The following is a 23,190-nucleotide window of genomic DNA, read 5'->3' as shown; positions in this document are numbered from 1 at the left end:
GCATTGGACCGGGGAGAAATCAGGCGTGGACCACTCTTTCCAGGTTGACCTACGTGGCGTGGTCGATCTGCTCAGCCATCATCTCTACGGCAGCCCGCGGGTCTACGTCCGCGAGCTGCTCCAGAACGCGGTGGACGCGATCACCGCCCGACGTGCGGTCGAGCCCGACGCGCCGGCGTTGGTCCGCATCGAGACACCGGACCGCACCGGGGACGGCACGCTGCGGGTACACGACACCGGCATCGGCCTGACCGAGGCGCAGGTGCACGAGTTGTTGGCCACCATCGGCCGCAGCTCGAAGCGCGACGAGCTGGGGTTCTCCCGGCACGAGTTTCTCGGCCAGTTCGGCATCGGCCTGCTTTCCTGCTTCCTGGTGGCCGACGAGATCCAGGTGCTCACCCGGCAGGGCGACGGTCCGACCGTTCGCTGGACCGGGTACGCCGACGGTCGCTACGCGGTGACGCTGGCCCCGCCGGAGGCCGCCCGCGCCGAGCCGGGGACCACTGTGACGTTGGTGCCCCGCCGCGACGCCGACCAGTGGTTCACCACCCCGACCGTCACCGACCTGGCCCGACTCTTCGGGGCGCTGCTGCCGGTCACCGTGCGCGTCGGCGACGTCGTCACCACCACCGGGGCACCGCCGTGGCCGACCACGCCGGGTGCGCCGCTGGACCGCGCGGCGTTGGTCCGGTACGCGCGGGAGACGCTCGGCGTCGACCCGTTCGACGTCCTGCCGCTGGCCGTGCCGGAGGCCGGGCTGACCGGCGTCGCCGTCATCCTGCCCACCCCGGTGAACCCGGCGGCCCGGGCCGGGCACCGCGTCTACCTCAAACGGATGCTGCTCACCGAGAACGCCGACGGGCTGCTGCCCGAGTGGGCGTTCTTCGCGCACTGCGTGGTGGACGCGACCGAGCTGCGCCCGACCGCCAGCCGGGAGGCCCTCTACGAGGACACGCTGCTGACGGCGACCCGCGAGGCGCTCGGCGACCAGGTGCGCGGTTGGCTGGTCCGGCTGGCGCGGCATGACCCGCACCGGCTGGCGCAGTTCCTCCAGGTGCACCACCTCGGTGTGAAGGCCCTGGCGTTGCACGACGACGAGATGCTCCGGCTGGTCGACAGGTGGTGGCCCATGGACAGCAACGTCGGCACGCTCACCCTCGCCGAGTTCCGCGAGCGCTACGGCGTGGTCCGCTACGCGGCCAGCCTCGACGAGTTCCGTCAGCTCGCCGCCGTGGCCGCCGCGCAGGACCTGGCGGTGGTCAACGCCGGCTACACGTACGACACCGAGCTGATCGAGCGGCTGCCGGTGGTGGACCGGTCGGTGCTGATCGAGCGGCTGGAACCGAGCGACCTCACCACCCGCTTCGACGCACTCGACCCGCAGGTCGAACTGATGCTGCGCCCGTTCCTCACCGCGGCGCAACGGGCCGTCGAACGGTCCGGCTGCGAGGTGGTCATCCGGGCGTACGAGCCGGTCTCGCTGCCCGCGCTCTACCTGGTGAGCCGCACGGCCGCGTTCAACGACCAGCTCGCGGCCAGCCGCGACCGGGCCGACGACCTGTGGGGCGGGGTGCTCGACGCGCTCGCCGCCACCGCCCCGCCGGACCGCCCGCAGTTGGTGCTCAACCACCGCAACCCGCTGGTACGACGGGTGGCCTCGCTGAGCGACCCGGAGTTGGTCGGTCTCGCCGTCGAGGCCCTGTACGGGCAGGCGCTGCTGCTCGGCCACCATCCGATCCGCGCGGCCGACGCCGCGCTGCTGAATGATTCCTTCCTCGGCCTGCTCGGCCGGGCTGTTCCGGGACGGGAGTGAGCATGAGCGACGAGGATCTGTGGCGGGTGCTGCGCGGGGTCGTCGACATGCCCTACGGGGCGGGTCAGATCGCCGCGCTGGAGCAACTGCTGCGCCGGGTGGACGCCGCCGACGACCGGCATCTCGCGTTCGTCACCCGGATGCAGGCCACCACCGGCTTCATCTACGGCGGTGAGCCGGCGAAGTCCTTCGTGACCTTCTCCTGGTGCCTGTCCGAGTTCGACGGTGACCCGCAGCCCTACCACCAGGGTCACCTGCACAATCTGCTCTGGCACTTCAAGTACATGGTCAACGGCCTGCTGAACTTCCCGGAGGTGCCGCTCGACCGCACGTACGCCGTGCTCGACGACATGGAACGCCGCTACCGGGCCGGCGGGCACAGCCTGCAGGCCGTCCACAAGCACCGGTTCCGGGTCGCCGACCACGTGGGCGACGCCGAGGCGGCCGCGCACTGGTACCGGCTCTGGCAGACCACCCCGCGCGACGAACTCTCCGACTGCGCCGGCTGCGACCCGACGAGTCAGGTGGGCTACCTCGCCGACACCGGACGGGACGCCGAGGCGGTGGAGCTGGCCGAGCCGGTGCTCGCCGGTCGGCTCAACTGCAACGAGCAGCCGCAGTCGATCCTCACCGCGCTGCTCCTGCCGTACCTGCGGACCGGGCGGGGCGACGAGGCGCGGGACGCGCACCGGGAGGCGTACCGCCGGCTGCGCGGCAACCTCGCCAACCTGTGGGACATCGGGGACCACGTCGAGTTCTGCACCGTGACCGGCAACGAGGCGCGGGCGGTCGAGCTGGTCGAGCGGCACCTGGACTGGCTGGACCGGGCGCCGTCGCCGGCCGCCGCCATGCACTTCGCGGCGGTCGCCGCCGCGGCACTGCGTCAGGCCGGCGGGTCGACCGTGTACCGCCGGGCCGCCGAGGGCCGCCCGGCCGCCGAGGTGTCCGCGGCGGCGCTGGCGGACGAGTTGGCCGAGACCGCGACCGGTCTGGCCGTCCGCTTCGACGCCCGTAACGGCACCTCCCACCAGTCGGAGTGGGTCGCCCGTCGGCTGGCGGTGCGGGCGAGCGGGGAGCATCTGCCGCTGTCGGCGAGCGTCCGCCGCCCGGTCGGTCGGACCGCCGAGCGGGCGGAGCGGGTGCGGTCCGGCAAGGGTGGACGACCCACCGTCGACCTGCCCACCGACGCCGGCCCCGACGAACTGCTGGACCTGGCGGTCCAGAGCGGGGGTCGACACGACCAGGCCACCTTCCGGGCGGCGCTTGTCGCCTTCGACGAACGGTTCGGCTCCGCCGAGTTGCCCGCACGTACGTCCGCGCAGCGGTTGGCGCTGCGGGCGGGCGAGCGTGCCGACGAGGAAGACTTCGAGAGCGCCGTCGAGCTGAACCGGGCGGCGCTGAAGCTGTACTGGGAGGTGGGCGAGGACGTGCCCGCCCAGGTGGTCGCCGGGCGGCTCGGCGTGCTGTTGGCCCGGTCCGACGAGGGCGCCGAGGAGGGGCTGATGCTGGCCCGCGAGGCGGCCGAGGCCCTGGACCGGTCCGGCGACGCCCGGGAGCGGGCGGGCGGACACGTCCGGATGGCGTCGGCGCTGCTGCAGCGGGAACGCTGGGCGGACGCGCTCGCCGCGCTCGACCGGGTACCTGCCGACGCGGGCGGCGACCGGCATCTGCTGGCCCGGATCGCGATGTACCGGGCGCACCTGCTGGAGCAGTCGGACCGTGTCGACGAGGCCCGCGCCGCCGTCGACGAGGCTCGCCAGCTCGGCCGTGAGCTGGGTGTCGGCGAGGTGATCGTGACCGCCTGCCTGGCCCATGCGCGGATGGCGGACGATTCGGCGGACGCCGTGGCTGCCTGCGACGAGGCGTTGGAGGCGGCATCGGCGGACGCGGAGCTGCCGGTCCGAGTCGCCCGCGCTCGGGCGTTGCAGTCGGCCGGCCGGGCCGTCGACGCGGTGGACGACTTCGTCGAGGCGGTGACGCTGTGCGTGGAGCAGGGCGCCGGCGGGGATGCGTTCCTGCGGTGGGAGTTGGCGAACGCGTACCAGGTGGTGGGTCGGCTCGCCGAGGCCGCCGAGGTCGCCGAGGAGGCCGTGCTCGGTCTGGACCGGATGGGCGCCCAGGCCGAGGCCGACCGCTGCCGACACCTGTTGGCCGGCGTCTATGCCGGGCTCGGCGAGGTTGACCCGGCGTTGGCACTGCTGGAGCAGTTGGCCGTCAACCTGGACGGACCGGACAACCTTTCCTACCGGGCGCAGGTGCTGGAGGAGGCCGGCGGGATCCTCTTCGAGGCCGACCGGGACGCGGTGGCGGGTGAGCGGTTCGCCGCGGCGGCCGAGGAGTACCGGCGTGGCGAACTGCCACTGGACGAACTGCGCGCCCGGCGACGGGAGGCGTACGCCTGGCTCTGGGCCGACGACCGGGACGCGGCGTTGCGGGCCGTCGAGGTGGTCGACGCGGTGGCGGGGACGTTGGCCGGGCAGGCCGAGCCATCGGTGACGTACGAGCTGGCGATGGCAGCCGAGGTCGGAGCACGGGTGCTCACCGGGGAGGGTCGACTGGACGAGGCGTTGGGCCGGCTCGACGGGGTGCCCGACCGGTTGCGGTCGATCGAGGCGTTCAGTGAGGCCGCCATGGCCGAGCGCCTCGCCGGTGAGCTGCTGCTACGCCTGGACCGCCCGGCCGAGGCGGAGGTGCTCCTGCGCCGGGTGCTCGGTGGGTTGCCGGCCGACGCGCAGCCGGTCCGCCAGACGGCCTGGCTGCTGGCTCGTGCGCTGGATCTGCTCGATCGGCCCGCGGAGGCCGCCGCACTGCGTGCGGAGCACGACCTGGACGACGACGACTGACCCGGAACGGGCCGCCCCCCGGCCAGGTCAGGGGCGGCCCGACCCGGTGCGGGCGAAACTCACCGGCAACCACCACTGCCGGTTCGCGGTCTAGGCTTGCCCGGTGACGGTGGAGCAGCAGGCACGGGGCGCGGCGGGTGCGGGCCGGCGCAGGTCCCGCAAGGACGAGATTCTGGAGATCGCGGTTGGTCTGTTCGCCGCCCGTGGCTACCACGGTGTGTCGATGGATGACATCGGCGCGGCCGCTGGGGTCACCGGTCCGGCGCTCTACCACCACTTCGCCGGCAAGGAGGCGATGCTGGCCGCCGCGCTCATCCCGGTGTGTGAGGGGCTGCTGGTCGGCGGGCGGGAACGCGCGGCCGGGCACCCGGACGCTTCGCGCGAGGTGCTGGAGTCGCTGATCGACTTCCACGTCGAGTTCGCGCTGGCCAACCCTGCGGTGATCGCGTTGCACCTGCACGAGTTGGACCGCCTGCCGGAGGAGCCGCGGCGGCGCATCCGCCGCCTGCAACGGCTCTATGTCGAGGAGTGGGTGACAGTGCTCACCGCGCTGCACCCGGGCATGCCCGACGGGGAGGCGCGGGTGCTCGCGCACGCGGCGTTCGGTCTGATGAACTCGACCCCGTTCCTCGGTGGTGAGGTGGACCGGCGGCGTCGCGCCGAGCTGCTGCGCGGGGCGGCCCTCGCCGCGCTGCTCGCCTGAGCCGACTCGTCAGAAGCAGGCCGGTCATGATTCCCTGACATTCGTCCCACCATCCGGACGCCGGGAGGAAACATGATCGAGTCACTGTTGGTCGCCAATCGGGGCGAGATCGCCCGTCGGATCATCCGTACCGCCAAGCGCCTCGGCATCCGCGCGACAGCGGTGTACTCGGAGGCGGACGCCGACCTGCCGTTCGTCGTCGAGGCCGACGAGGCGGTCCTCATCGGCCCGCCGAACCCGGCGCAGAGCTACCGAAACACCGAGGCGATCCTGGCCGCCGCGAAGTCGACGGGCGCCCAGGCCATCCACCCCGGGTACGGCTTCCTGTCGGAGAACGCCGAGTTCGCCCGTACCGTCGAGGCGAGCGGCCTGATCTGGGTCGGGCCCGGCGCGGACGCGATCACCGCGATGGGCGACAAGATCAATGCTCGGAACCTGATGGCGGCGGCCGGCGTCCCGGTCGCGCCCGGCACCACCGAACCGGCGGCCGACCTCGACGCGGCCGTGACGGCGGCGGCCGAGATCGGTTACCCGGTGATGGTCAAGGCCGCGGCCGGCGGTGGCGGCATGGGCATGGGCGTGGCCGTCGACGAGGCCGCGCTGCGCACCGAGTACGACAAGGTACGCGCGTTCGCCGAGCGGATGTTCGGCGACGGTTCGGTGCTGATCGAGCGGTACTTCCCCCGGGTACGGCACGTCGAGGTGCAGATCCTCGGCCTGGCCGACGGCCGGGTGGTGGCGCTCGGTGAGCGGGAGTGCTCGGTGCAGCGGCGTAACCAGAAGCTGGTCGAGGAGTCGCCGTCGCCGGCGGTCTCGCCGGAGCTGCGGGAGCGTTTCCTGGCGGCGGCGGTGCGCGCGGGTGAGGCGGTCGGCTACCGCAACGCGGGGACGGTGGAGTGCCTGCTCGACCCGACTACCGGCGACTTCTTCTTCCTGGAGATGAACACCCGGCTTCAGGTGGAGCACCCGGTGACCGAGTACGTCTACGGCATCGACCTGGTCGAGGAGCAGTTGCGGGTGGCGTCCGGGCTGGCGCCGACGTTCGACCCGGACGCGTTGACCCCGCGTGGCCATGCCATCGAGATGCGGATCAACGCGGAGGACCCGAAGCGCTTCCTGCCCGGCCCCGGCGTGATCAGGACGTGGGTGGAGCCGACGGGCGAGGGGGTCCGAGTGGACTCCGGCTACACCGAGGGCAATACCGTCACCCCGTTCTACGACAGCCTGCTGGCCAAGCTGATCGTCACCGGCGCGACCCGGGACGAGGTGCTCGAACGGGCGAAGACGGCGGTCGCGGCCTTCCACATCGAGGGGCCGAAGAACAACGTCCCCTTCTTCAGCGAGCTGCTGGAGAATGCGGAGTTCCGCTCCGGCGCCTACGACACCGGCATCGTCTCCCGTATGCGCTGAGCCGGGCGGTCCGTTGTCCGGCCGCGCGGCAAGACTGGTTCGCCCGCCCTCTGCTCTGCCCCGATTCCACGTCACAGCGAGGTGACCGATGAGCGATTTTCCAGATTCCGTCTCGATCCGTGAGGTCGGGCCACGGGACGGGTTGCAGAACGAGGACCCGATCCCGACCGATGCCAAGGTGCGGCTACTCGACGCGCTCTCTGCCACCGGCGTCCGCCGGATCGAGGCGGTGTCGTTCGTGCACCCGTTGGCGATCCCGCAGATGGCCGACGCCGACCAGGTGTGGCAGCGGGCGGTGAAGGTCGACGGGGTGCGTTACTCGGCGCTGGTGCCGAACACCCGGGGCGCCCAGCGGGCCCTCGCGGCCGGCTTCACCGAGATCGAGGTGGTGGTCTCGGCCAGTGACACCCACAACCGGCGCAACGTCAACCGATCCACTGACGAGTCGCTTGACGACATCGCCGAGTTGATCGACCTGCTGCACGGGGCGTCCGCGCGGGTCGAGGTGATCGTGGCGACCAGCTTCGGCTGCCCGTACGAGGGGGACATCGACCCGCGGCGGGTGGCCGGCATCGTCGACCGGGTGGTCCGCGACGGCGCGGACCGGGTGGCGTTCGGTGACACCACCGGAATGGGCACGCCGCGTCGGGTTCGCGAGCTGCTCACCGCCGTACGCGACCGCAACGCGCACGTGCCGGTGCTGCTGCACTTCCACAACACCCGGGGTACCGCCCTGGCCAACCTGTTGACCGCCCTGGAGCTGGGGGTGACCGAGTTCGACGCCAGTGTCGGTGGCCTCGGTGGTTGCCCGTACGCGCCGGGGGCGAGCGGCAACCTGGCCACCGAGGAGGCCGTGCACATGCTGCACGACATGGGCATCGACACCGGCATCGACCTGGCCGCCCTGATCGAGGTGGCGGAGTTGGCCGAGGAGTTGCTCGGCAAGAAGCTGCCGTCCGGTGTGCTGCGGGCCGGTCCGCGTACCCGGCTGACGCCGCTGCCGAGCTGACCGCCCGGAAACGCGGAGAGGGGCCGGCCCCGAGGCCGGCCCCTCTGACGTGCCTGGTCGATCAGCTCACCGGGGTGAGCACGCTCGGCCAACTGTCCCGGAAGATGTCCGCCCCGGCGCTGTCCGTGCTGCGCTCGGTGGCGATGCGGGTGCCGGCGAACAGGTTGCTGACCCGGTTCGCCTCGGCGCTGCTCGGGTACGGGTTGGTGCAGCCGGTGCCGGCGCTGCCGCCGGACATCAGGAGGGCGCAGTTGCCGTTGTAGTTGTCCGGCAGGCCGAGGATGTGCCCGATCTCGTGGGTCATGATCCGCAGTGGGCTGTACTGCGCGGCCTGCTGGGTGTCGATGTAGACCCGGCCGTTGCCGAGGCTGGTCCGCACGGCGTACGAGCCGCCGCCGGTGATCCGGTAGATCCGCAGGTTGGAGCCGCAGTTCGCGGAGAGCGTCAGGTTGACGGTGGCGTTGTTCCAGATCGAGGCTGCCTGGTTGGCGGTGCCGGCGTAGTTGCCTGCCTGGCTGGTGTTGTAGCAGATGGTCATCGCGGCCGACGCGGGTGCCGGGTTGGCGACCGTGACGGCGAGGGTGGCACCTGCGGTCGCGAGCATCGCTACCGCGATTCGACTGAGTCGTGAGGTCATCGCTGACTCCGATCTGGAAGGGGGTGCCAGGAGCCTAGCCATAGACATCTGTAAATATCAATGCCTATTTCGCCGACGCCTGGTCACCGCCCATCCGAATCAGTGCCGCTACTGCGACCACCAGGTCGGCTGACGGGACCAGCGGTGCCGACGCAGCGTCGCCAGCACCTCCGGCTCCAGCGGTTTCCCGTCACTCACCGCGATGTTGCTCTCGACGTGCGCGATCCGCCGCATCCCGGGGATGGTGGTGCAGACCCGGGGGTCCGCCAGGATGAAGCGCAGCGCCGCCTCCGGCATCGGCATCCCGGGCGGCAGGTCCTCGCTCAGCACCTGCGCTCGGGCGACGCTCTCGGCCAGGTTCTCCGGCACGAAGTACGAGTTGCGCCAGTCCCCCTCCGGCCACGTCGACTCCAGGGTCAACGTGCCGGTCAGGGTGCCCTCGTCGAACGGAACCCGGGCGATGACCGCGACGTCCTGTGCCGTGGCCGCCGGAAACAACTCGTCCTCGGGATCCTGGTCGAAGATGTTGTAGATGACCTGGACGGCATCGATCAGCCCGGTCTCGATCGCCCGTACGCCGTTCCACGCCTCCCAACGGTTGACCGAGATGCCGATCCCGCCGATCAGGCCCGCGTCCCGCAGCCCGGTGAGCGTGTCCCGCCAGCGCGGGTCGTCCGTCCAGGAATCCTCCCAGACGTGCAGTTGCAGCAGGTCGATCGACTCCAGCCCGAGATTGTCCAGGCTCTTGTGCACGTACTCCTCGATGTGCTCCGGAGGGAAGACGTCATCGAGGGTGGAGTCCCGGGTCGACGGCCACCGCATGTCCTTCGGCGGCACCTTCGTGGTCACGTACAGCCGGGTGCCGGGGTTGGCCCGCACCAGGTCGCCGAGCACCTGCTCGCTGTGCCCGCGGCCGTACACCCAGGCCGTGTCGAAGAAGTTGCAGCCCAGGTCGACGGCCCGCTGGAGGGCGGCGAACTTCTCGTCGTCCTCGACACCGGTCCAGCCGTGGAGGCCGCCGCCGACCCCCCACATGCCGTACGAGATCTCACTGACCTGCCAGCCCAGCCGACCGAACCTGCGATAGTGCATGGTCACCTTCCTGCTGTGAGGGGATGGTGGGGACGGGACCGCCCCAGGTGCGCACCGCCTGCCGGTAGTCCGAGCCGTCGATCGCGAAGGCGCGCGTCAGCTCGTCGGGGATGTCCACCGGAGGTCGGACCAGGCTTGCCGTCCACCTCGGCTCGGCACCCCGGGCGCGCTTGGCGCCGTAGGTGCCGGCACCGAGGTGCACCAGGGGCAGGCCGCGCTCCGTGGCCAGACCCCGCGGGCGGTACATGGTCAGGTTGAAGTACGAGTACGCCGCCGCCAGCTGGTCGAAGCCGGCCGCGCGGACGTACACCCCGTCGGGCCACAGGTAGTTGAGGCTGAACCCGACCACGTCGTCGCCGGCGAATTCCAGGAGTACCAGGCTGTACGCGTCCAGCGCCGGCACCTGGGACGCGAGGTAGCGGTGCATGTCGGCGTCGGTGTCCGGGCCGCCGTACTTGCGCTGGGTCGCGCCGAGCAGCGGCCCGATCACGTCCACGCACTCGGAGAGCCGGACCGTCTCCATCCGGTCCACGGCGTCGTCGTACCGTCGGCGTTCGCGTCGCCACTCCCGCCGGTCCGCCGCCTCGGCGGCCCGATCGGAGACCTCGCCGCCCGCGGCGGGCAACACCGCCTCGGCCGACAGCATCGTCGCCACCGGACCGCGGCCGGCCGGGCCGACCGCCCGATGCCAGGCCGCCTGGTACGCGGCCACGTGCTCGGCAGGGGTGTAGAGCAGCGCGACACTGGCCGCCCCGAGCCGCCCGGCGAGCGCCTCCACCGCGGTGAAGAGCGCGGTCAGCACGGCGTCCCGCCGGTCGCCGGGCAACTCCTTGGAGATCGCGACAGCGCCGTGATAGCCGGCCCGCGAACCCACGAGCAACACGGGCAGGAACGCCGCGTGTTCCTCGGGCGACAGCGGCCGTTCCAGATTCTCCTCGGCGATGTGACCCGGGCTGTACGCCAGGTTCATCGACGGCACGCTCGCGCCGGCCCAGAGATAGGTCGCCACCGCCGCCACGGTGGCACCCCTGGCGTCCCGGGCCACCAGATAGGTGGTGACGAACGACGGGTCGGTCTCGGCCCAGGCCATCCACGGGTAACCGAGGTAGAACCCCTCACCCTCGGCGAGGCCGTTCCACACCTGCTCGCCGATCTCGCGGACTGACCGCAAAGCCGTGACCGACACGTCGTTGCTCATCAGCCGTCCCGGTCGCTACCGTCGTCGAGCAGCTCCAGCGCCACCAGGTCGTCGTATGTCTCCCGCCGACGGATCAACGAGACCTGGTCGCCGTGCACCAGCACCTCGGCGGGGCGCAACTGGCTGTTGTAGTTGCTGGTCATCGACATGCCGTAGGCGCCAGCCGTGAAGATGGCGAAGTGGTCCCCGGCCGTCAACGCCGGCAACGACCGGCCCCGGGCCAGGTAGTCGCTCGACTCGCAGATCGGGCCCACCACGTCGTACGTCGTCAGACCCTCGATGCCGGACACGTCGCGAGAACTGGGGATCGCCTCCGCGGATGGCTGCACCGGCCACATGAAGTGGTAACTGTCGTACATCGCCGCGCGGGCGATGTGCGTCATGCCGGCGTCGATCACGGCGAGTTGCTGGTCACCGGCCTGCTTGAGATAGCGGACCGTGCTGAGCAGGATTCCGGCATTGGCGGCGATGGTGCGGCCCGGCTCGAATATGACCTGACCGCCCTGCCGGCTGAACGCGGTGAGCCGGTGCACGATCACTTCGGCGAAATCGTCCCAGCTCGGTGCGGTGCGATCGATGTATTCGGCCGGAAAACCGCCACCCAGGTTGAGCGTCGTGATCCGGTGCCCGGCCGCCTCCAGCCGGACGACCAGGGCGAGCAGCCGATCCAGGGCGATGGCGTAGACCTGCGGGTCGAAGATCGGGCTGCCCAGGTGAATGTGGAAGCCCTCGATCCGCAGCGCGTCGTCGGCGGCGGCACGTGCGAACAGCGCCCCGGCCCGCTCGATGTCGACACCGAACTTGCCGCCCCGGGTGCCGGTGGTCGTCCGGGCCGGGGTGCGCTGGTCAGGCGCGACGTCGGGGTTGACCCGGATCGCCAGCCGAGGACGTACGCCCTCCTCACGGGCGATCCGTGACAGCAGCTCGACCTCCGCCTCGGACTCGGCGTTGATGCAGCGGATGTTGCGGCGGACCGCCTCCCGAAGCTCGGCCTCGGACTTGCCCACCCCGGCCAGCACCGTCCGCTCCGGGTCGATCCCCGCCACCACCGCCCGGTGCAGCTCGCCCCCGCTGACCGCGTCGATGCCGGCGCCCTCCCGGCCCAGCAGCCTGAGCAGGTGGACGTTGCCCAGCGCTTTAGCGGAGAAGCAGACCAATGGGCTGACCGCGTCGAAGGCCTTGGCGAATCGGCGGTAGTGATCAATCAGGGTGCTCGCGGAGTAGACGTATGTGGGTGTGCCGTACCGCTCGGCCACCGAGGTCAACGACACCCCTTCACACCAGAGGGAACCGTCGCGATAGGTGAACTCATCCATAAAATCCTCATTCGGGAGATCAGCGCTCAGGATATCGCCCACCCAACGAAGATCTACCCCTTATCTGTACTCGTACAGGTCCGTCTGTTCGAGGGCACGAATCCGCTGGTAGTCGTCCTCCAGCTGGCTCGGCTCCTCCGCGATCAGGTAGAGGTGGCCGGGCGAGGTGAAGAGGTCGATGGTCCGGTGCACCGGGGTGCCGGGCAGCAGATCCAACGCCGACCCGCAGAAGACCGAGGGAATCTCGGCCAGCCGCTGCGCCGCGCCCTCGGCGACCGTGCCGTCGTAGGGCGCCACCAGACAGACGACCATCAGGGCGCGCTGCCGCTGGTAGCCGGCGCCGATCCGCCGGGCGAAGCGGTCCGGGTCGGTGTACCGCTCGACGGTCAGCGACAACTGACTCACCCCGGTCGCCCGCTCCGGCCCGGCCGGGGTGACGCCACCCTCCAGCCGCGCCCCGGACTCGATCAGGACCGGCCCCCGGTCGTCGACCAGCAGTTCCGTGTGCGCCGGGCCGGTACGCACACCGAGCGCGTCCAGCACCCCCTCGACGAACGGGCGGAGCACAACTTCGACCGCACCGGTCCCGTCCAGCAGGACCTGCCTGTCGTACACCGGACGGCCGTCGATGAAGAAGCGGTCGTCGCGCCAGATCTCGTGGATGTGGTGGCGGCCGTCGAGGCTCACGCTGTTGACGAAGTACTGCTGGCCGACGAGTTGCTCCTGCACCAGCAACGAGTCGTTCGGCTGGCCCATGGCGTTCGTCGCGCCGAGCAACTTCGCGGTCGCCGCCCGCGCCTGGGCCTCGTCCGTGCAGAAGTACACCCCTTCCGAGCCGGCGCTGGCGGCCGGCTTGACGACCACCGGCAACACCCGGCTGGCCGCGAGCCAGTCGTTCAGCTCCTCGACGCTGCCCACCTTCGCGCCGAGCGGCACCCGCAACCCCGCGCCGGCGACCGCGTTCATCATCGCGGGCTTCTCCCGCCGGGGACGGTCGGCCGAGCGGACGTTGCCGGGCAGCCCCAGCAGCTCCGCGAGGTCGTCGGCCACGTTGACGCCCCACTCGCTGCCCGCGATCACCTCGACCGGACGCATCGGTGTGAGCATCTCGGCGGCCGCGCCGAGGGCCTGCGGGGATTCGCCACGCACGGTCAACACGGTCCGGAAGTCGTCGCGGCGCAGACCGGCGGCGTACCGCTCGTTGATGGTGCCGGTGAGGACCGCGACGCAGCGCCGACCCTGCCGGCTGAAGGCGGGTGCCAGCAGCGCGCCGGTCGAGAACGGGTCGACGATCACGACCACCTCGCCCTCGGCCGCCCCGGCGCCCGGTGGAGTCACGACGGTCTCCGTGACGAAGGAGGCCCGGTACGGGCGCAGGTCGAGGCCGTGCGCAGGGCTGAGTACGTCGAGCCGCATGGGCAGCGGATCCGCCCAGGTGCCCCTCCGATCCGGTGGCCGGGCGTAACAGAGGCTCAACGCCGGCTCGCTGAGCCGTTCGGTGTTGAGCACCAACTCGGCCTCGTCGCAGCCGTCGTCGTTGGGGTCGAGGTGGTGCAGCGGCACCGGCACGAACCCGAGTCGGCTCTTGAAGGTGAACAGTCCGGCCTGGGCGATGTGGCCGTACAGGGTGGGGTCGGTGCCGAGCGAGATCCAGGCGAAGTCACGCCGGCGGGCCTCCTCGAACGCGGCCAGGTAGAGCGCCCGACTGATCATCGCCTGGCGGACCTGCGGCCGTGCGGCGGAGAAGGCGATCCGCATGGCCAGGTCGGACGCGGCGACGCGGCAGACGACACCGGCGATCAACTCGTTACCGGCGCGCGCCGCGACGAGGAAGAAGTCGGCGAGCCCGGCCTTGGTGGCGTCGACCCCGTGCGCCGCCGGCAGACCGTGCGGCATGGCGGCGATCTGCGCGTCGTAGACGGCGAGGAACTCGGCGAACAATTCCGGGGTGAGCCGGGCGTGCACCTCGATGGTGAGCCCCTGCGTGTCGACGTACCGGCGCACGTCCCGGAAGTTGCGGCGCTCCGCCTTGGAGAGCCCGGCGAGGAAGTCCTCCGCGCGGGCCGGGGTGGGTCGCCCCCAGGTCACCCACCCTGGCTTGATCCGGAAGCCGGCGGCCTGAAGGCTCGCCCAGTGCTCCCGGGGTGGGTCGGGCACGACGACCACGTCCGCGTCGTCCGCCCACCGTCGGTCCAGTGCCTCCTGCGCCGTCACGATGCATCTGCGCAGGCCGTAGTAATCCTCCGCGCCGTTTCCGGACACGTGTCCCCCCGCCTTTGCGATCCCCACCCCCCGGGCGTTCTTCGACCTCGCTGTCCCGTCACGCTCCGCTGTCGGCAGTGACCATTGAATCGACGCTGCTCAGCGTAGCCCGCATCGACAAGACGGCCGCCAACGCGATCAGGGCGGCCATCGGGGACAGCAGCCGCGCCTCGGTGGGGCCGAGCCAGCCCAGGATTGCGCCCGCCGCAAGCGTCCCGGCCGCGCTGCCCACCGCCATCATCGTGGCCGCCAGGGCGAACGACTCGTTGATCACTGTCTTGGGCACCAGGCTGCCGAGCAGCCCGAACTCCTCCGAGCTGAGCGCCGCCAGGGGAAGACCCGCGAGGAACAGGCACACCGCGAGCACCGGGACCGACGTGGCGAAGACCAGCGGCACCATGCACGCGAACGCCACCGCCAGCAGCACGAGGTAGCGGTTGACCGGCAGCCGGGTGTGGTGCCGCGCGCCGTAGACCAGCCCGCCGAGGACGCTGGCCGCCGGGGGCAGGGACAGCAGTGCCACGCCGGTCGCCGCGGCGTCGCCGTGCGCCGACACGGTCGCCGGCACGGTGACCTCGAGTACGGCGAACGCCGCGGCCGCCCCGCCGGCAGCCACCAGGATCGCCACCACGCCGGGAATGCGCCACGGCCTCCGCCCGCCCCGGGCCGCGCCGCGCGCAGCGGCGGGTGCGGCCGGGTCGGTGTCGTCGGTCTCCCTACGCATCGTCGAGACGGCCGGTGCGGTGCCGTACAGGAGGGAGCCGACAACGAGCATTGCGCCGGCCAGCAGCGTCGTGGTGAGTGCGCTGAACACGCCGGTCAACAGGCCGGTCAGGGCGGGGCCGATCACGAAGAAGACCTCGATCAGCACCGCCTCCAGGGCGTTGGCGGTGTTCAGTGCCGGTCCGGGCGGCAGGATCAGCGCCCAGGCCGCGCGGACGGTCGAGCCCACCGGTGCCATGGTGAGCGCGACGGGCGCGACGGAGGCCACCAGCAACCAGGTCGGGCCGCTGCTCGCGACGAGGAAGACGGCCAGCGCCACCGCGTGCAGCGCCGCCAGTGTCAGCAGCACAACCCGCAGCCCGCGTCGGTCGATCAGCCGGCCGTGCAGCGGCCAGGCGACGGCCAACGCGGCCGAGAAGACGCCGAGGGCCGTCGCGCCGGACGTGTAGGAACCGGTTTTGGCGCTGATGTGCAGGAATATCGCGAGCGGTTCGATGGCCACCGGTAGCCGGGCGAGCATCGCGGGCAACATCACCCGGGGAACGCCGGGCGTACGCCACAGTGCGGCGTAACGCCCGACGGCCTCACCCAGCGACATCAGTCACCAGTTCAGACAACGGGGACGGACTCCTTCTGCGTGCGCGGCCGGTAGATGCCGTCGTACTGGTCGATCAGCGAGCCGTTCAACGCCTCGGTAAGTCGCAGGCGTTGCTCGAACAGCTCGTAGTAGGAGAGGTGGTTCGACGGCATCGGCGAGAGGTAGACGCTTATCACTTCCGGCGTCTCCTCGATGTCGAACGATAGTCGGTCCGCCTTCTTTCGGAAGTCCGCGGTACCCGGTAGTAGAGTCCGGTTGAAGACATTGAAGTAGTTGGTCGCCTCGGTGCTCGCCTCGTTGAGCCGGGCCTTCAGCTGCAGGCACCGGTCGAGGTACATGTCGATCATCGCCTGGTCGTCGTCGTCATGCCCGATCAGCATGTTGAAGGTCAGGTACCGGACGCCGAGGTCCAGCATCGACGTGACGATCTGCAGCTGCTCCTGGAAGGGGCGCAGCTTGTTGAACTTCTTGGTGGGCTCGTCACCGAGGTACTCGAGCGGGATCTGCACCCGGTAGCAGCCGACCCAGCGGTCCCCGCTGGTGTCGTTCCAGAACAGGGTCTCCATCAGCTCCCGGTCGACCTCACCCAGGTCGAGGAACTTGCCGAACTCCAGCCCGTTGGCGAACTCCCAGGAGAATTCCATCTCGCGGGCGATCCGGAAGATCTCCAGAGTGTCCTCCCGCCCGCTGTCGTGCAGCAGCGTCCCGCGCCCCGAGCGCTGGATCCGGGACAGCGTGTTGTCCTCCTGGAACAGGATGTTCGAGATCCCCATCGACTTCAGGTACTCGAAGTGCCGCCGCACCACGTCCGGCTTCATGTAGCGGTAGTGCCCACGCATCGGGGTCGCACAGAACGAGCAGGTCCGGTAGCAGCCGCGCGAGGTCTCGAAACAGGTGAACGGCGCCCGCACGGTCATCGGCGGCTGGCCCTCGCCGGTGTCGTCGTACACCGACAGGTCGTCGATCAGGTCGAGCGCCATCGGCGGCAGTTCGGCCAGGTTGAGCTGGGCGCCACCCATGATGACGAGCCCGTCGCCGACCCGCCGCGTCATCACCATCCCCTCGATGGGCTGGCCGGTCGCCCGGGCCTGGATCAGCTTGGCGAAGGTGAGCTCACCCTCGAGCTGGATCACCACGTCGAAGCCGTTGGCCAGATACCAGTCCGGTCGGGCGGTGACGTCCATCCCCCCGCCGACGATAAGCGCGTTCGGGTTCACCTGCTTGAGGAAGGTGGCGAACTCGGCCACCACCCGGGCCGAGTTGGTGAAGTTGTTGGAGATCCCGATGATGTCGGCGGCACGCGCCTCGTCCGCGTACGCCTCGAACGGGCCGCCGTAGCGATGGCAGTCGATGGTGCGCGGCCCGTACTGGAACGAGGCGTAGTGCAGCGGCTCGCCGTCGTCCACCTGGGTGTCGACGATCTTGAACTCCGCGTCGACCCCCCACTCGCGCAGGTAGGCGCGAGCACCGGCCGCCAACGTGACGAGCGCGCTCTTGGGGTTGCGGACCCGCACCGGGCTGATGGTGGTGTCCTCGTCGCGGAACGACTGCCCGGGGTACGGGGCGTACAACAGGGTGACACGCATGGCCCTAACCTCCTGGTCAGCCCGCGTAGATGCCGTCGTAGAGACGGTGCATCTCGCGATCGTTGAGCATGGTCGTCATCTCGAGACGCTTCTGGTAGATGTCCCAGTAGGTGAAGTGGTCGGTGTTGATCGCCGACAGGAAGATCCCGATGACCTCCGGGTTCTCGTCGATGTCGAACTGGAGCAGGGAGTGCAGGGTGGTCCAGTCCCGGGCTCCCGGCAGCAACGACAGGTTGAACACGTTGAAGTACGGCTTGTACTTCCCCTGCCCGACGGCCGTGAGCTCCTCCTTCAAGCGCAGGCAGTAGTCGGTGAACATGTCGATGCCCTCGCGGTCGTGCTCGGGATAGCCGATGAACAGGTCGTACGTCTGGTGGCCGACGCCGTGGTCGGTGAGCATCGTGGCCAGGACGTCCACCTGCTCGTCGAAGCCGAGCAGCTTGGGGAACCGGCGCTTCTTGACGTTCATGTTGTCCAGCGGGATCTGCACCCGGTAGCAACCGACCCACTGGCCGTCGACCATCTTGCTGCCGAGCAGCGCGTCGGCGAGTTCGTGGTCGAATCTGCCGTTCTGCATGAACTTGCCGAACTCGATGCCGTTGGCGAACTCCCAGGCGAAGCCGTAGTCCCGGAACATGTGGAACATCGCGAGCACGTCTTCGCGCCCGGAGTCGTACAGGTAGCGACCGGTGCCGTTCTGTTGGATCCGGGACAGCGGGTTGTCCTCCTGCCACACGATCGTCTTGATGCCGTACTCCTGGAACGTCTTGAGGTGCTTCTCCATCGTCGGCAGGCTCATGTAGCGGTACCCGCCGCGCGACGGGGCCGTGCAGAACGAGCACCGCCACGCGCAGCCGCGGGACGTCTCCCAGCAGATGAAGCTGCCCTGCACGCCCTCCGGCGGCGGACCTTCCGCCGTGTCCGTGTAGACCGCCAGATCGGGGATCAGGTCGAGGGCCATCGGCTCGATCGAATCCATCGGTATGGTCTCGCCGGTGTCGACCTTCGTGGGGATCAACCGGCCCTGCAGCGAGATGTTCGGCACGGTGCCCAGGTCCTGCTTGCGGTTGAGCGCGTCGATGATCCGGGCGAAGGTCAGCTCGCCCTCACCGCGCACCACCACGTCCGCGCCCCGGGACAGGTAGTACTGCGGACGGGCGGTGCAGTCGACACCGCCCACGACGACGACGGCTTTCGGGTTGACCCGCTTGATGTGCTGCGCGAGGTCGCTGACGATGTGCGCGCTGTTGGTGAAGTTGCAGGTGATCCCGTGCACCTCGGCCGAGCGGATCTTCTCGTCGGCCTCCTCGAACGGGGTGCCGTACCGGTAACAGTCCATGATCCGGGGGCCGTACGGCAGGGACTTGTACTTGACCCGCTGCCCACCGAGCTGGAGGTCGATGATCTCGATGTCGCAGGAGTAGCCAAAGTGCGGTGCGTACGCCCGCAGCCCGGCGGCGATGGTGGTCAGTGCGCTCTTCGGGTTGAGTGGCCGCTCGGTGTTGATCGGCTCGCCCTCCCCCTGGAAGATCTGCGAGGGGAACGGGGCGTAGTAGAGGTTCACCTTCATGGCGTCTCCTGGGCCGTTGGGTCGCGGTTCACTGGACTGTCGCGGTGAACAGGTGCGGACGGTGCACTGACAGGTTGGTCCTCGCGAGACGGTCGACCATCGTGTCGACCCCCACGTCCCGACTCGTGCCCCAGTTGAGGCCGAGGTCCCGAGCCAGCCGGGCGGCGCGGACCGTGTCGGTGCCGACCAGGGCGTCGTGGCACACCCCGGTCAGGGCGTCGGTCGCCGCGGCGCTGCGGGGCCGAAGAACGGCGAGACAGCGGGCTGTCTCGTCATCGCCGACCAGGTCGGCGGCCCGGTCGAGGAACCGGTCGTACGGGACCTCCGGCAGCGCGCCCGCCTCGGCGCGGAGCAGGGACAGCAGCTCGGTCACCGGCACCGATGTCGGCGCCACCACGTTCAGCACGGTGCCCGGCGGCACCGGGTGGTGCGGGTCGGTCAGCGCGGCGACCACCCGGGCGACCAGGTCGACCGGGGTCCAGTCCACGTGCAGGCGGGTCGGCGGCCGTACGCCGAGCCGTAGACATAGCCGCAGGATCATGGTGACCGAGGACCGGGGGTTGGCGTGCCCGGTCCGGGAGTGGGCGGCGACCTCCCCGAGCCGGACGACGGCGGCAGGGACACCCTGCTCGCTGGCCGCCCGCAGCAGTTGCTCACCGACCCACTTGGACTGGCTGTAACCGTCGGGTGGCAACGTCGACCAGGGCGGCAGGAACGACTCGGTGAGCGGTGTGCCGGGGGCGTGCCGCACGGTGGTCGTCGACAGCGAGATGATCCGCTTGCGGATGTGGGTGCCCGCGAGGTGGATGAGGGTACGCAGGCCGTGCACGTTGGTGGCCCGTAGGTCGACGTAGTCGCGGAGGGTGTCGACCCGACCGCCGGCGTCGACGATGGTGCCGACCTGTCGACAGAGCCGTCGCCAGTCGGCGGCCACCAACCCGAGGTGGGGTTTGTCGAGGTCACCGGCGAGGGCCGACCACCCGGTCAGCTCCGCCGGCCCGTAGCCGCCGGCCGACAGCGCGGAACTGACCCGGTGCCGGGCCGCCTCGTCGTCGGTGGCGCGGACCAGGCAGACGACCGGTCGACCACCCTGCGCCGTGAGGGCGGCCAGCACGTGTGAACCGATGAAGCCGGTCGCGCCGACCAGCAGGATCGCCCCCGGGTCGTCGGGCCGCCGGACCCGCACCCGGCCCAGCTCACCGAGGCGCAGGTCGTCGGCCAGTTCGTGTGGCGTGACAACGGGCGGGGGCAGCGGGCTGCCCCGGCGGACCAGTTCGGCCTGTGCCGCGATGGTGGTGGAACGGATCAGGTCGCGTACGTCCAACCGGATCGCGAAGGCGCGTTCGAACTCCACCGCGAGCCGGGCGGCGCCGAGTGACGTTCCGCCGAGGCAGTAGAAGTCGTCGTCGTTGGCGTTGAAGCCCAGCACCCGCGTCCAGATCTCGGCGATCCGCGCCTCGACGCTGTCCGCCGGGTAGGCGGTGTCGGTGTCAGTGGCTTTCGGTGCGGCGCCGGCCAGTCGGCGGCGCAGTCGCTCCTGGTCGACCTTGCCGTTGGAGAGCAGCGGCAGGGTGGCGAGGCGGACGAATCTGCCGGGCACCAACGCGGCGGGCAGCGCGGTCCGGGCGTGCTCGCGCAGCGCCTCCTCGGTCACGGCCCGCTCGGCCGAGTAGAAGCAGACCATCGTGGCCGCCGCGCCGGCCTCGTCGACGATCACCTTCACCTGGTGCACGTCGGGCAGCGTGGTGAGCGCGTGCTCGATCTCGCCCAGGTCGACACGTATCCCAGCGATCTGGACCTGGGCGTCCCGGCGGCCGCTGAACATCAGCAGGCCGTCCTCGCGCACCCAGCCGAAGTCCCCGGTGCGGTAGAGCAGGTCGCCTTCGACCTCGTCGTACGGGTTCGGGACGAACACCTGCCGGGTGCGCTCCGCGTCGCCGTGGTATCCCGCGCCCAGGCAGATGCCGGCGAGGTGAATCTCGCCGATCTCGCCCCGGGGTGTCGGCTGACCGTCCTCGTCGAGGAGCAGCACCGAGGTGTTGGGCAGGGGTAGACCGAGGGGGATGACCTGGCGGTCGTCGTCGTGCACGGCGTGGAAGACCGAGCCGATCGACGCCTCGGTCGGACCGTAGGTGTTGGTCACCCGGATGTCGGCGAACATCCGTCGGAAGGCCTGGACCGTGTGCGGTTTCGCGGCTTCGCCACCGATGAAGACCTGGCGCATGGACGCCAGCAGGTGCCGGTCCTGTGGCCGGTGCTCGAGGCGTTCGACGAGCAGGTCGAAGATGCTGGGGACGAAGTCCGTCATGGTGACGCCGTGCCGGTGGATCTGGGCCAGCGTCGCGTCGAAGTCGAGGATGCCGGCGCGGTCCGGGATGACCACGGTGCCGCCGCGGGTCAGCGGCCACAGCAGCTGCCAGATCGACGAGTCGAAGGTGTGCGCGGAGTTCTGGAGCACCACCGCACCGTCGGCGGCGAACCGCTCGGTCATGGACAGGAAGCGGTTGACCAGCCCGTGGTGCAGGTTGACCGCACACTTGGGCAGACCGGTTGAACCACTTGTGAAGAAGGCGTAGATCGGGTCTTCCGGCCGGGGACGGTCGGTGGCGGGCGCGGGGCTCCGGTGTGTGGTCGGCTGCGTCCGCACGTCGATCACCGGCAGGGCGGGTGCGCCGTCCGGTGGCGACCCGACGGTGGCGACCGGGCTGAGACCGTCGAGCATCCGGATCTGGCGCAGCGCCGGCCAGGCGCGGTCGAACGGCACGAACGCGGCACCTGACCGCATGGTGCCCAGCATGGCGACGAGGAGCCCGACCCGGTCGTCGAGCAGGAGCGCGACGAAGTCACCCCGCCGGGCGCCGACGGCGAGCAGATCGGTGGTGACCGCGTTGGCCAGCCGATCCACGTCCCGATAGGTGAGCGTGCCGGTGGGATGGACGATCGCGGTGGCGTCGGGATGCCGGCGGATCGTCTCGTCGATGAGGTCGGCGACTGTCTGGTGGATCGGACGTGGCCGGACCGGCCCGTTGAGGAGAGCGCCGGCCTGGGCAGGACTGGGGCGCAGGCGCTCTGTTCTGGTGACGGTCAAGGTGTTTCTGAGGACACCACGGAGGCACCTCTCCCGAGCAGTTCACAATATGCCGTTGCGGCGGCACCGTGGACAGGGTGGATAGTCCCCGTTGACTGCATCGCATCGTAACTGCGAACTTTTGAAATTGTCCATGCATCGACAGCGGTAATTTACCGCCGACGAACAGGGCGAAGCGTCGAAATCGGTCAGCGTCAAAATGATCTCTGGTCGGCCGCGACGGCGGTTCCGCGAGCCGGGGTGCGGGCCGACCCGCTGCCGTCCGGCAGCTAGCAGGGAAATCCCAGCGCCGTCAACGATTCTCACGACTCGGGATCGACGACTTCGGGGTGTCACCGCCTCGTGTGAGCGGACCCACCTGCTCGGTGCTCTGGATCTAGTCGGCAATCCGGGTAATCAGGTACGGTCCCTCTGCCATCACCCTGTCCTGCCGTTACTTTGGGGAAACAAAGGGGCATAGCTGTGAATATCTATAAGCCGGTCCGAACCATCGGTCTTGTTGTTACTGTCGGTGCACTTGTCCTCAGTGCCGGATGTGCCAAAAAGGATCAGGGCGAGGTCCAGACCAGCGGGGTCAAGCTCATCAAGGCGGGCACCCTGACCATCTGCACCCACCTGCCGTACCCGCCGTTCCAGTCCAAGGACGCCAGCGGCAAGGTGGTGGGGTTCGACGTCGACGTGATGGATCTCGTCGCCAAGAAGTTGGGCGTCGAGCAGGCGATCGTCGACACGCCGTTCGAGGGGATCAAGTCCGGTCAGGATCTCAACACGGGCAAGTGTGACGCCGCCGCCGCGGGCATGACGATCACCGAGGAGCGGCAGAAGGTGATGGACTTCTCCGCCCCGTACTTCGATGCGACGCAGGCGATGCTGGTCAAGACCGGCAAGTCGTACAAGTCGCTGGATGACCTGAAAGGCCGGAAGGTTGGCGTGCAGGCGGCGACCACGGGCCGTGACTACGCCCGCAGGTTCGAGAAGGAGAAGAGCCTCCAACTCGTCGAGTTCGAGGACCTCGCCGCCGAGCAGCAGGCTCTGGCCACCGGGCAGATCGAGGCCGCCATCAACGACCTGCCGGTCTGGGCCGAGTACATCAAGGAGAACCCGGGCGGCTTCGAGGTGGCGGCCGAGTTCGACACCGGCGAGCAGTACGGAATCTCGGTGAAGAAGGACGGCAACCCGGAACTGCTCAAGACGATCAACGAGGAGCTGGCCAAGGCGAAGCAGGACGGTACGTACGACGCGCTCTACGAGAAGTGGATCGGTCAGAAACCGCGCGTCTGACCCGATCCCCGTCCGCTCGGCCCCCTGGTTGGCGCTCCACCTCCGGCCTGTCGTAACCGGC

The 23,190-nt window shown here is 70.1% G+C and carries 15 protein-coding genes; 6 read left to right on the top strand and 9 right to left on the bottom strand.

Features of this window, described 5'->3' with window-relative positions:
• Window positions 1-25 precede the first annotated feature (25 nt).
• The 5 genes from ACFYPM_RS14175 to ACFYPM_RS14155 all read left to right on the top strand — a co-directional run bounded on the left by ACFYPM_RS14175 (window position 26) and on the right by ACFYPM_RS14155 (window position 7,778).
• Window positions 26-1,813 carry an HSP90 family protein gene (locus tag ACFYPM_RS14175; RefSeq protein ID WP_387195729.1) on the top strand — a complete coding sequence of 596 codons (1,788 nt, stop codon included), beginning with the start codon at window positions 26-28 and terminating at the stop codon, window positions 1,811-1,813.
• A 2-nt stretch (window positions 1,814-1,815) separates the two neighbouring features.
• The gene (locus ACFYPM_RS14170) at window positions 1,816-4,656 is read left to right on the top strand and encodes a hypothetical protein (protein ID WP_387195726.1); all 2,841 of its coding nucleotides are present in this window, start codon (window positions 1,816-1,818) and stop codon (window positions 4,654-4,656) included.
• A gap of 103 nt (window positions 4,657-4,759) precedes the next feature.
• Window positions 4,760-5,359 (top strand): TetR/AcrR family transcriptional regulator, encoded by a 600-nt coding sequence (locus ACFYPM_RS14165; RefSeq protein WP_387195723.1) that lies wholly within the window; start codon window positions 4,760-4,762, stop codon window positions 5,357-5,359.
• 72 nt (window positions 5,360-5,431) lie between these two features.
• Window positions 5,432-6,769 carry an acetyl/propionyl/methylcrotonyl-CoA carboxylase subunit alpha gene (locus tag ACFYPM_RS14160; RefSeq protein WP_387195720.1) on the top strand — a complete coding sequence of 446 codons (1,338 nt, stop codon included), beginning with the start codon at window positions 5,432-5,434 and terminating at the stop codon, window positions 6,767-6,769.
• 88 nt (window positions 6,770-6,857) lie between these two features.
• A complete protein-coding gene (locus tag ACFYPM_RS14155; RefSeq protein ID WP_387195717.1) occupies window positions 6,858-7,778 on the top strand; it encodes a hydroxymethylglutaryl-CoA lyase in 921 nt (306 codons plus the stop codon).
• Window positions 7,779-7,839: 61 nt separating this feature from the next.
• Here the strand turns inward: ACFYPM_RS14155 and ACFYPM_RS14150 are convergent, their stop codons facing one another.
• From ACFYPM_RS14150 to ACFYPM_RS14110, 9 genes are all read right to left on the bottom strand, one after another.
• On the bottom strand, window positions 7,840-8,415 hold the full coding sequence (locus ACFYPM_RS14150) for a snapalysin family zinc-dependent metalloprotease (RefSeq protein WP_387195714.1): 576 nt from the start codon (window positions 8,413-8,415) through the stop codon (window positions 7,840-7,842).
• Between the two features lie 108 nt (window positions 8,416-8,523).
• The gene (locus tag ACFYPM_RS14145; protein ID WP_387195710.1) at window positions 8,524-9,507 is read right to left on the bottom strand and encodes an aldo/keto reductase; all 984 of its coding nucleotides are present in this window, start codon (window positions 9,505-9,507) and stop codon (window positions 8,524-8,526) included.
• Entirely contained in the window at window positions 9,464-10,705 is a 1,242-nt protein-coding gene (locus tag ACFYPM_RS14140) for a GNAT family N-acetyltransferase (protein ID WP_387195707.1), read from the bottom strand. The genes ACFYPM_RS14145 and ACFYPM_RS14140 overlap by 44 nt, the downstream gene beginning before the upstream one ends.
• On the bottom strand, window positions 10,705-12,021 hold the full coding sequence (gene lysA / locus ACFYPM_RS14135; RefSeq protein ID WP_387195704.1) for a diaminopimelate decarboxylase: 1,317 nt from the start codon (window positions 12,019-12,021) through the stop codon (window positions 10,705-10,707). The genes ACFYPM_RS14140 and lysA overlap by 1 nt, the downstream gene beginning before the upstream one ends.
• Before the next feature lie 60 nt (window positions 12,022-12,081).
• Complete coding sequence (locus ACFYPM_RS14130) at window positions 12,082-14,283, bottom strand: ATP-grasp domain-containing protein (RefSeq protein ID WP_387195701.1); 2,202 nt, start codon at window positions 14,281-14,283, stop codon at window positions 12,082-12,084.
• 58 nt (window positions 14,284-14,341) lie between these two features.
• Window positions 14,342-15,604, bottom strand: coding sequence for an MFS transporter (locus tag ACFYPM_RS14125; protein ID WP_387195698.1), 1,263 nt, complete (start codon window positions 15,602-15,604; stop codon window positions 14,342-14,344).
• Between the two features lie 11 nt (window positions 15,605-15,615).
• Window positions 15,616-17,190 carry a cobalamin-dependent protein gene (locus ACFYPM_RS14120; RefSeq protein WP_387195695.1) on the bottom strand — a complete coding sequence of 525 codons (1,575 nt, stop codon included), beginning with the start codon at window positions 17,188-17,190 and terminating at the stop codon, window positions 15,616-15,618.
• 16 nt (window positions 17,191-17,206) lie between these two features.
• On the bottom strand, window positions 17,207-18,760 hold the full coding sequence (locus ACFYPM_RS14115) for a B12-binding domain-containing radical SAM protein (RefSeq protein ID WP_387195692.1): 1,554 nt from the start codon (window positions 18,758-18,760) through the stop codon (window positions 17,207-17,209).
• Between the two features lie 28 nt (window positions 18,761-18,788).
• A complete protein-coding gene (locus ACFYPM_RS14110; protein WP_387195689.1) occupies window positions 18,789-21,848 on the bottom strand; it encodes an amino acid adenylation domain-containing protein in 3,060 nt (1,019 codons plus the stop codon).
• A 462-nt stretch (window positions 21,849-22,310) separates the two neighbouring features.
• Between ACFYPM_RS14110 and ACFYPM_RS14105 the strand changes: the two genes are divergently transcribed.
• Window positions 22,311-23,129 carry a basic amino acid ABC transporter substrate-binding protein gene (locus tag ACFYPM_RS14105; RefSeq protein ID WP_387195686.1) on the top strand — a complete coding sequence of 273 codons (819 nt, stop codon included), beginning with the start codon at window positions 22,311-22,313 and terminating at the stop codon, window positions 23,127-23,129.
• The last annotated feature ends 61 nt before the right edge of the window (window positions 23,130-23,190 follow it).

Origin of the sequence: Micromonospora sp. NPDC005203 (genome assembly GCF_042872705.1) — a bacterium.
GTDB lineage: Bacteria > Actinomycetota > Actinomycetes > Mycobacteriales > Micromonosporaceae > Micromonospora.
Note: the sequence above shows the minus strand (reverse complement) of the source record. Positions and strands in the feature narration are given on the sequence as shown.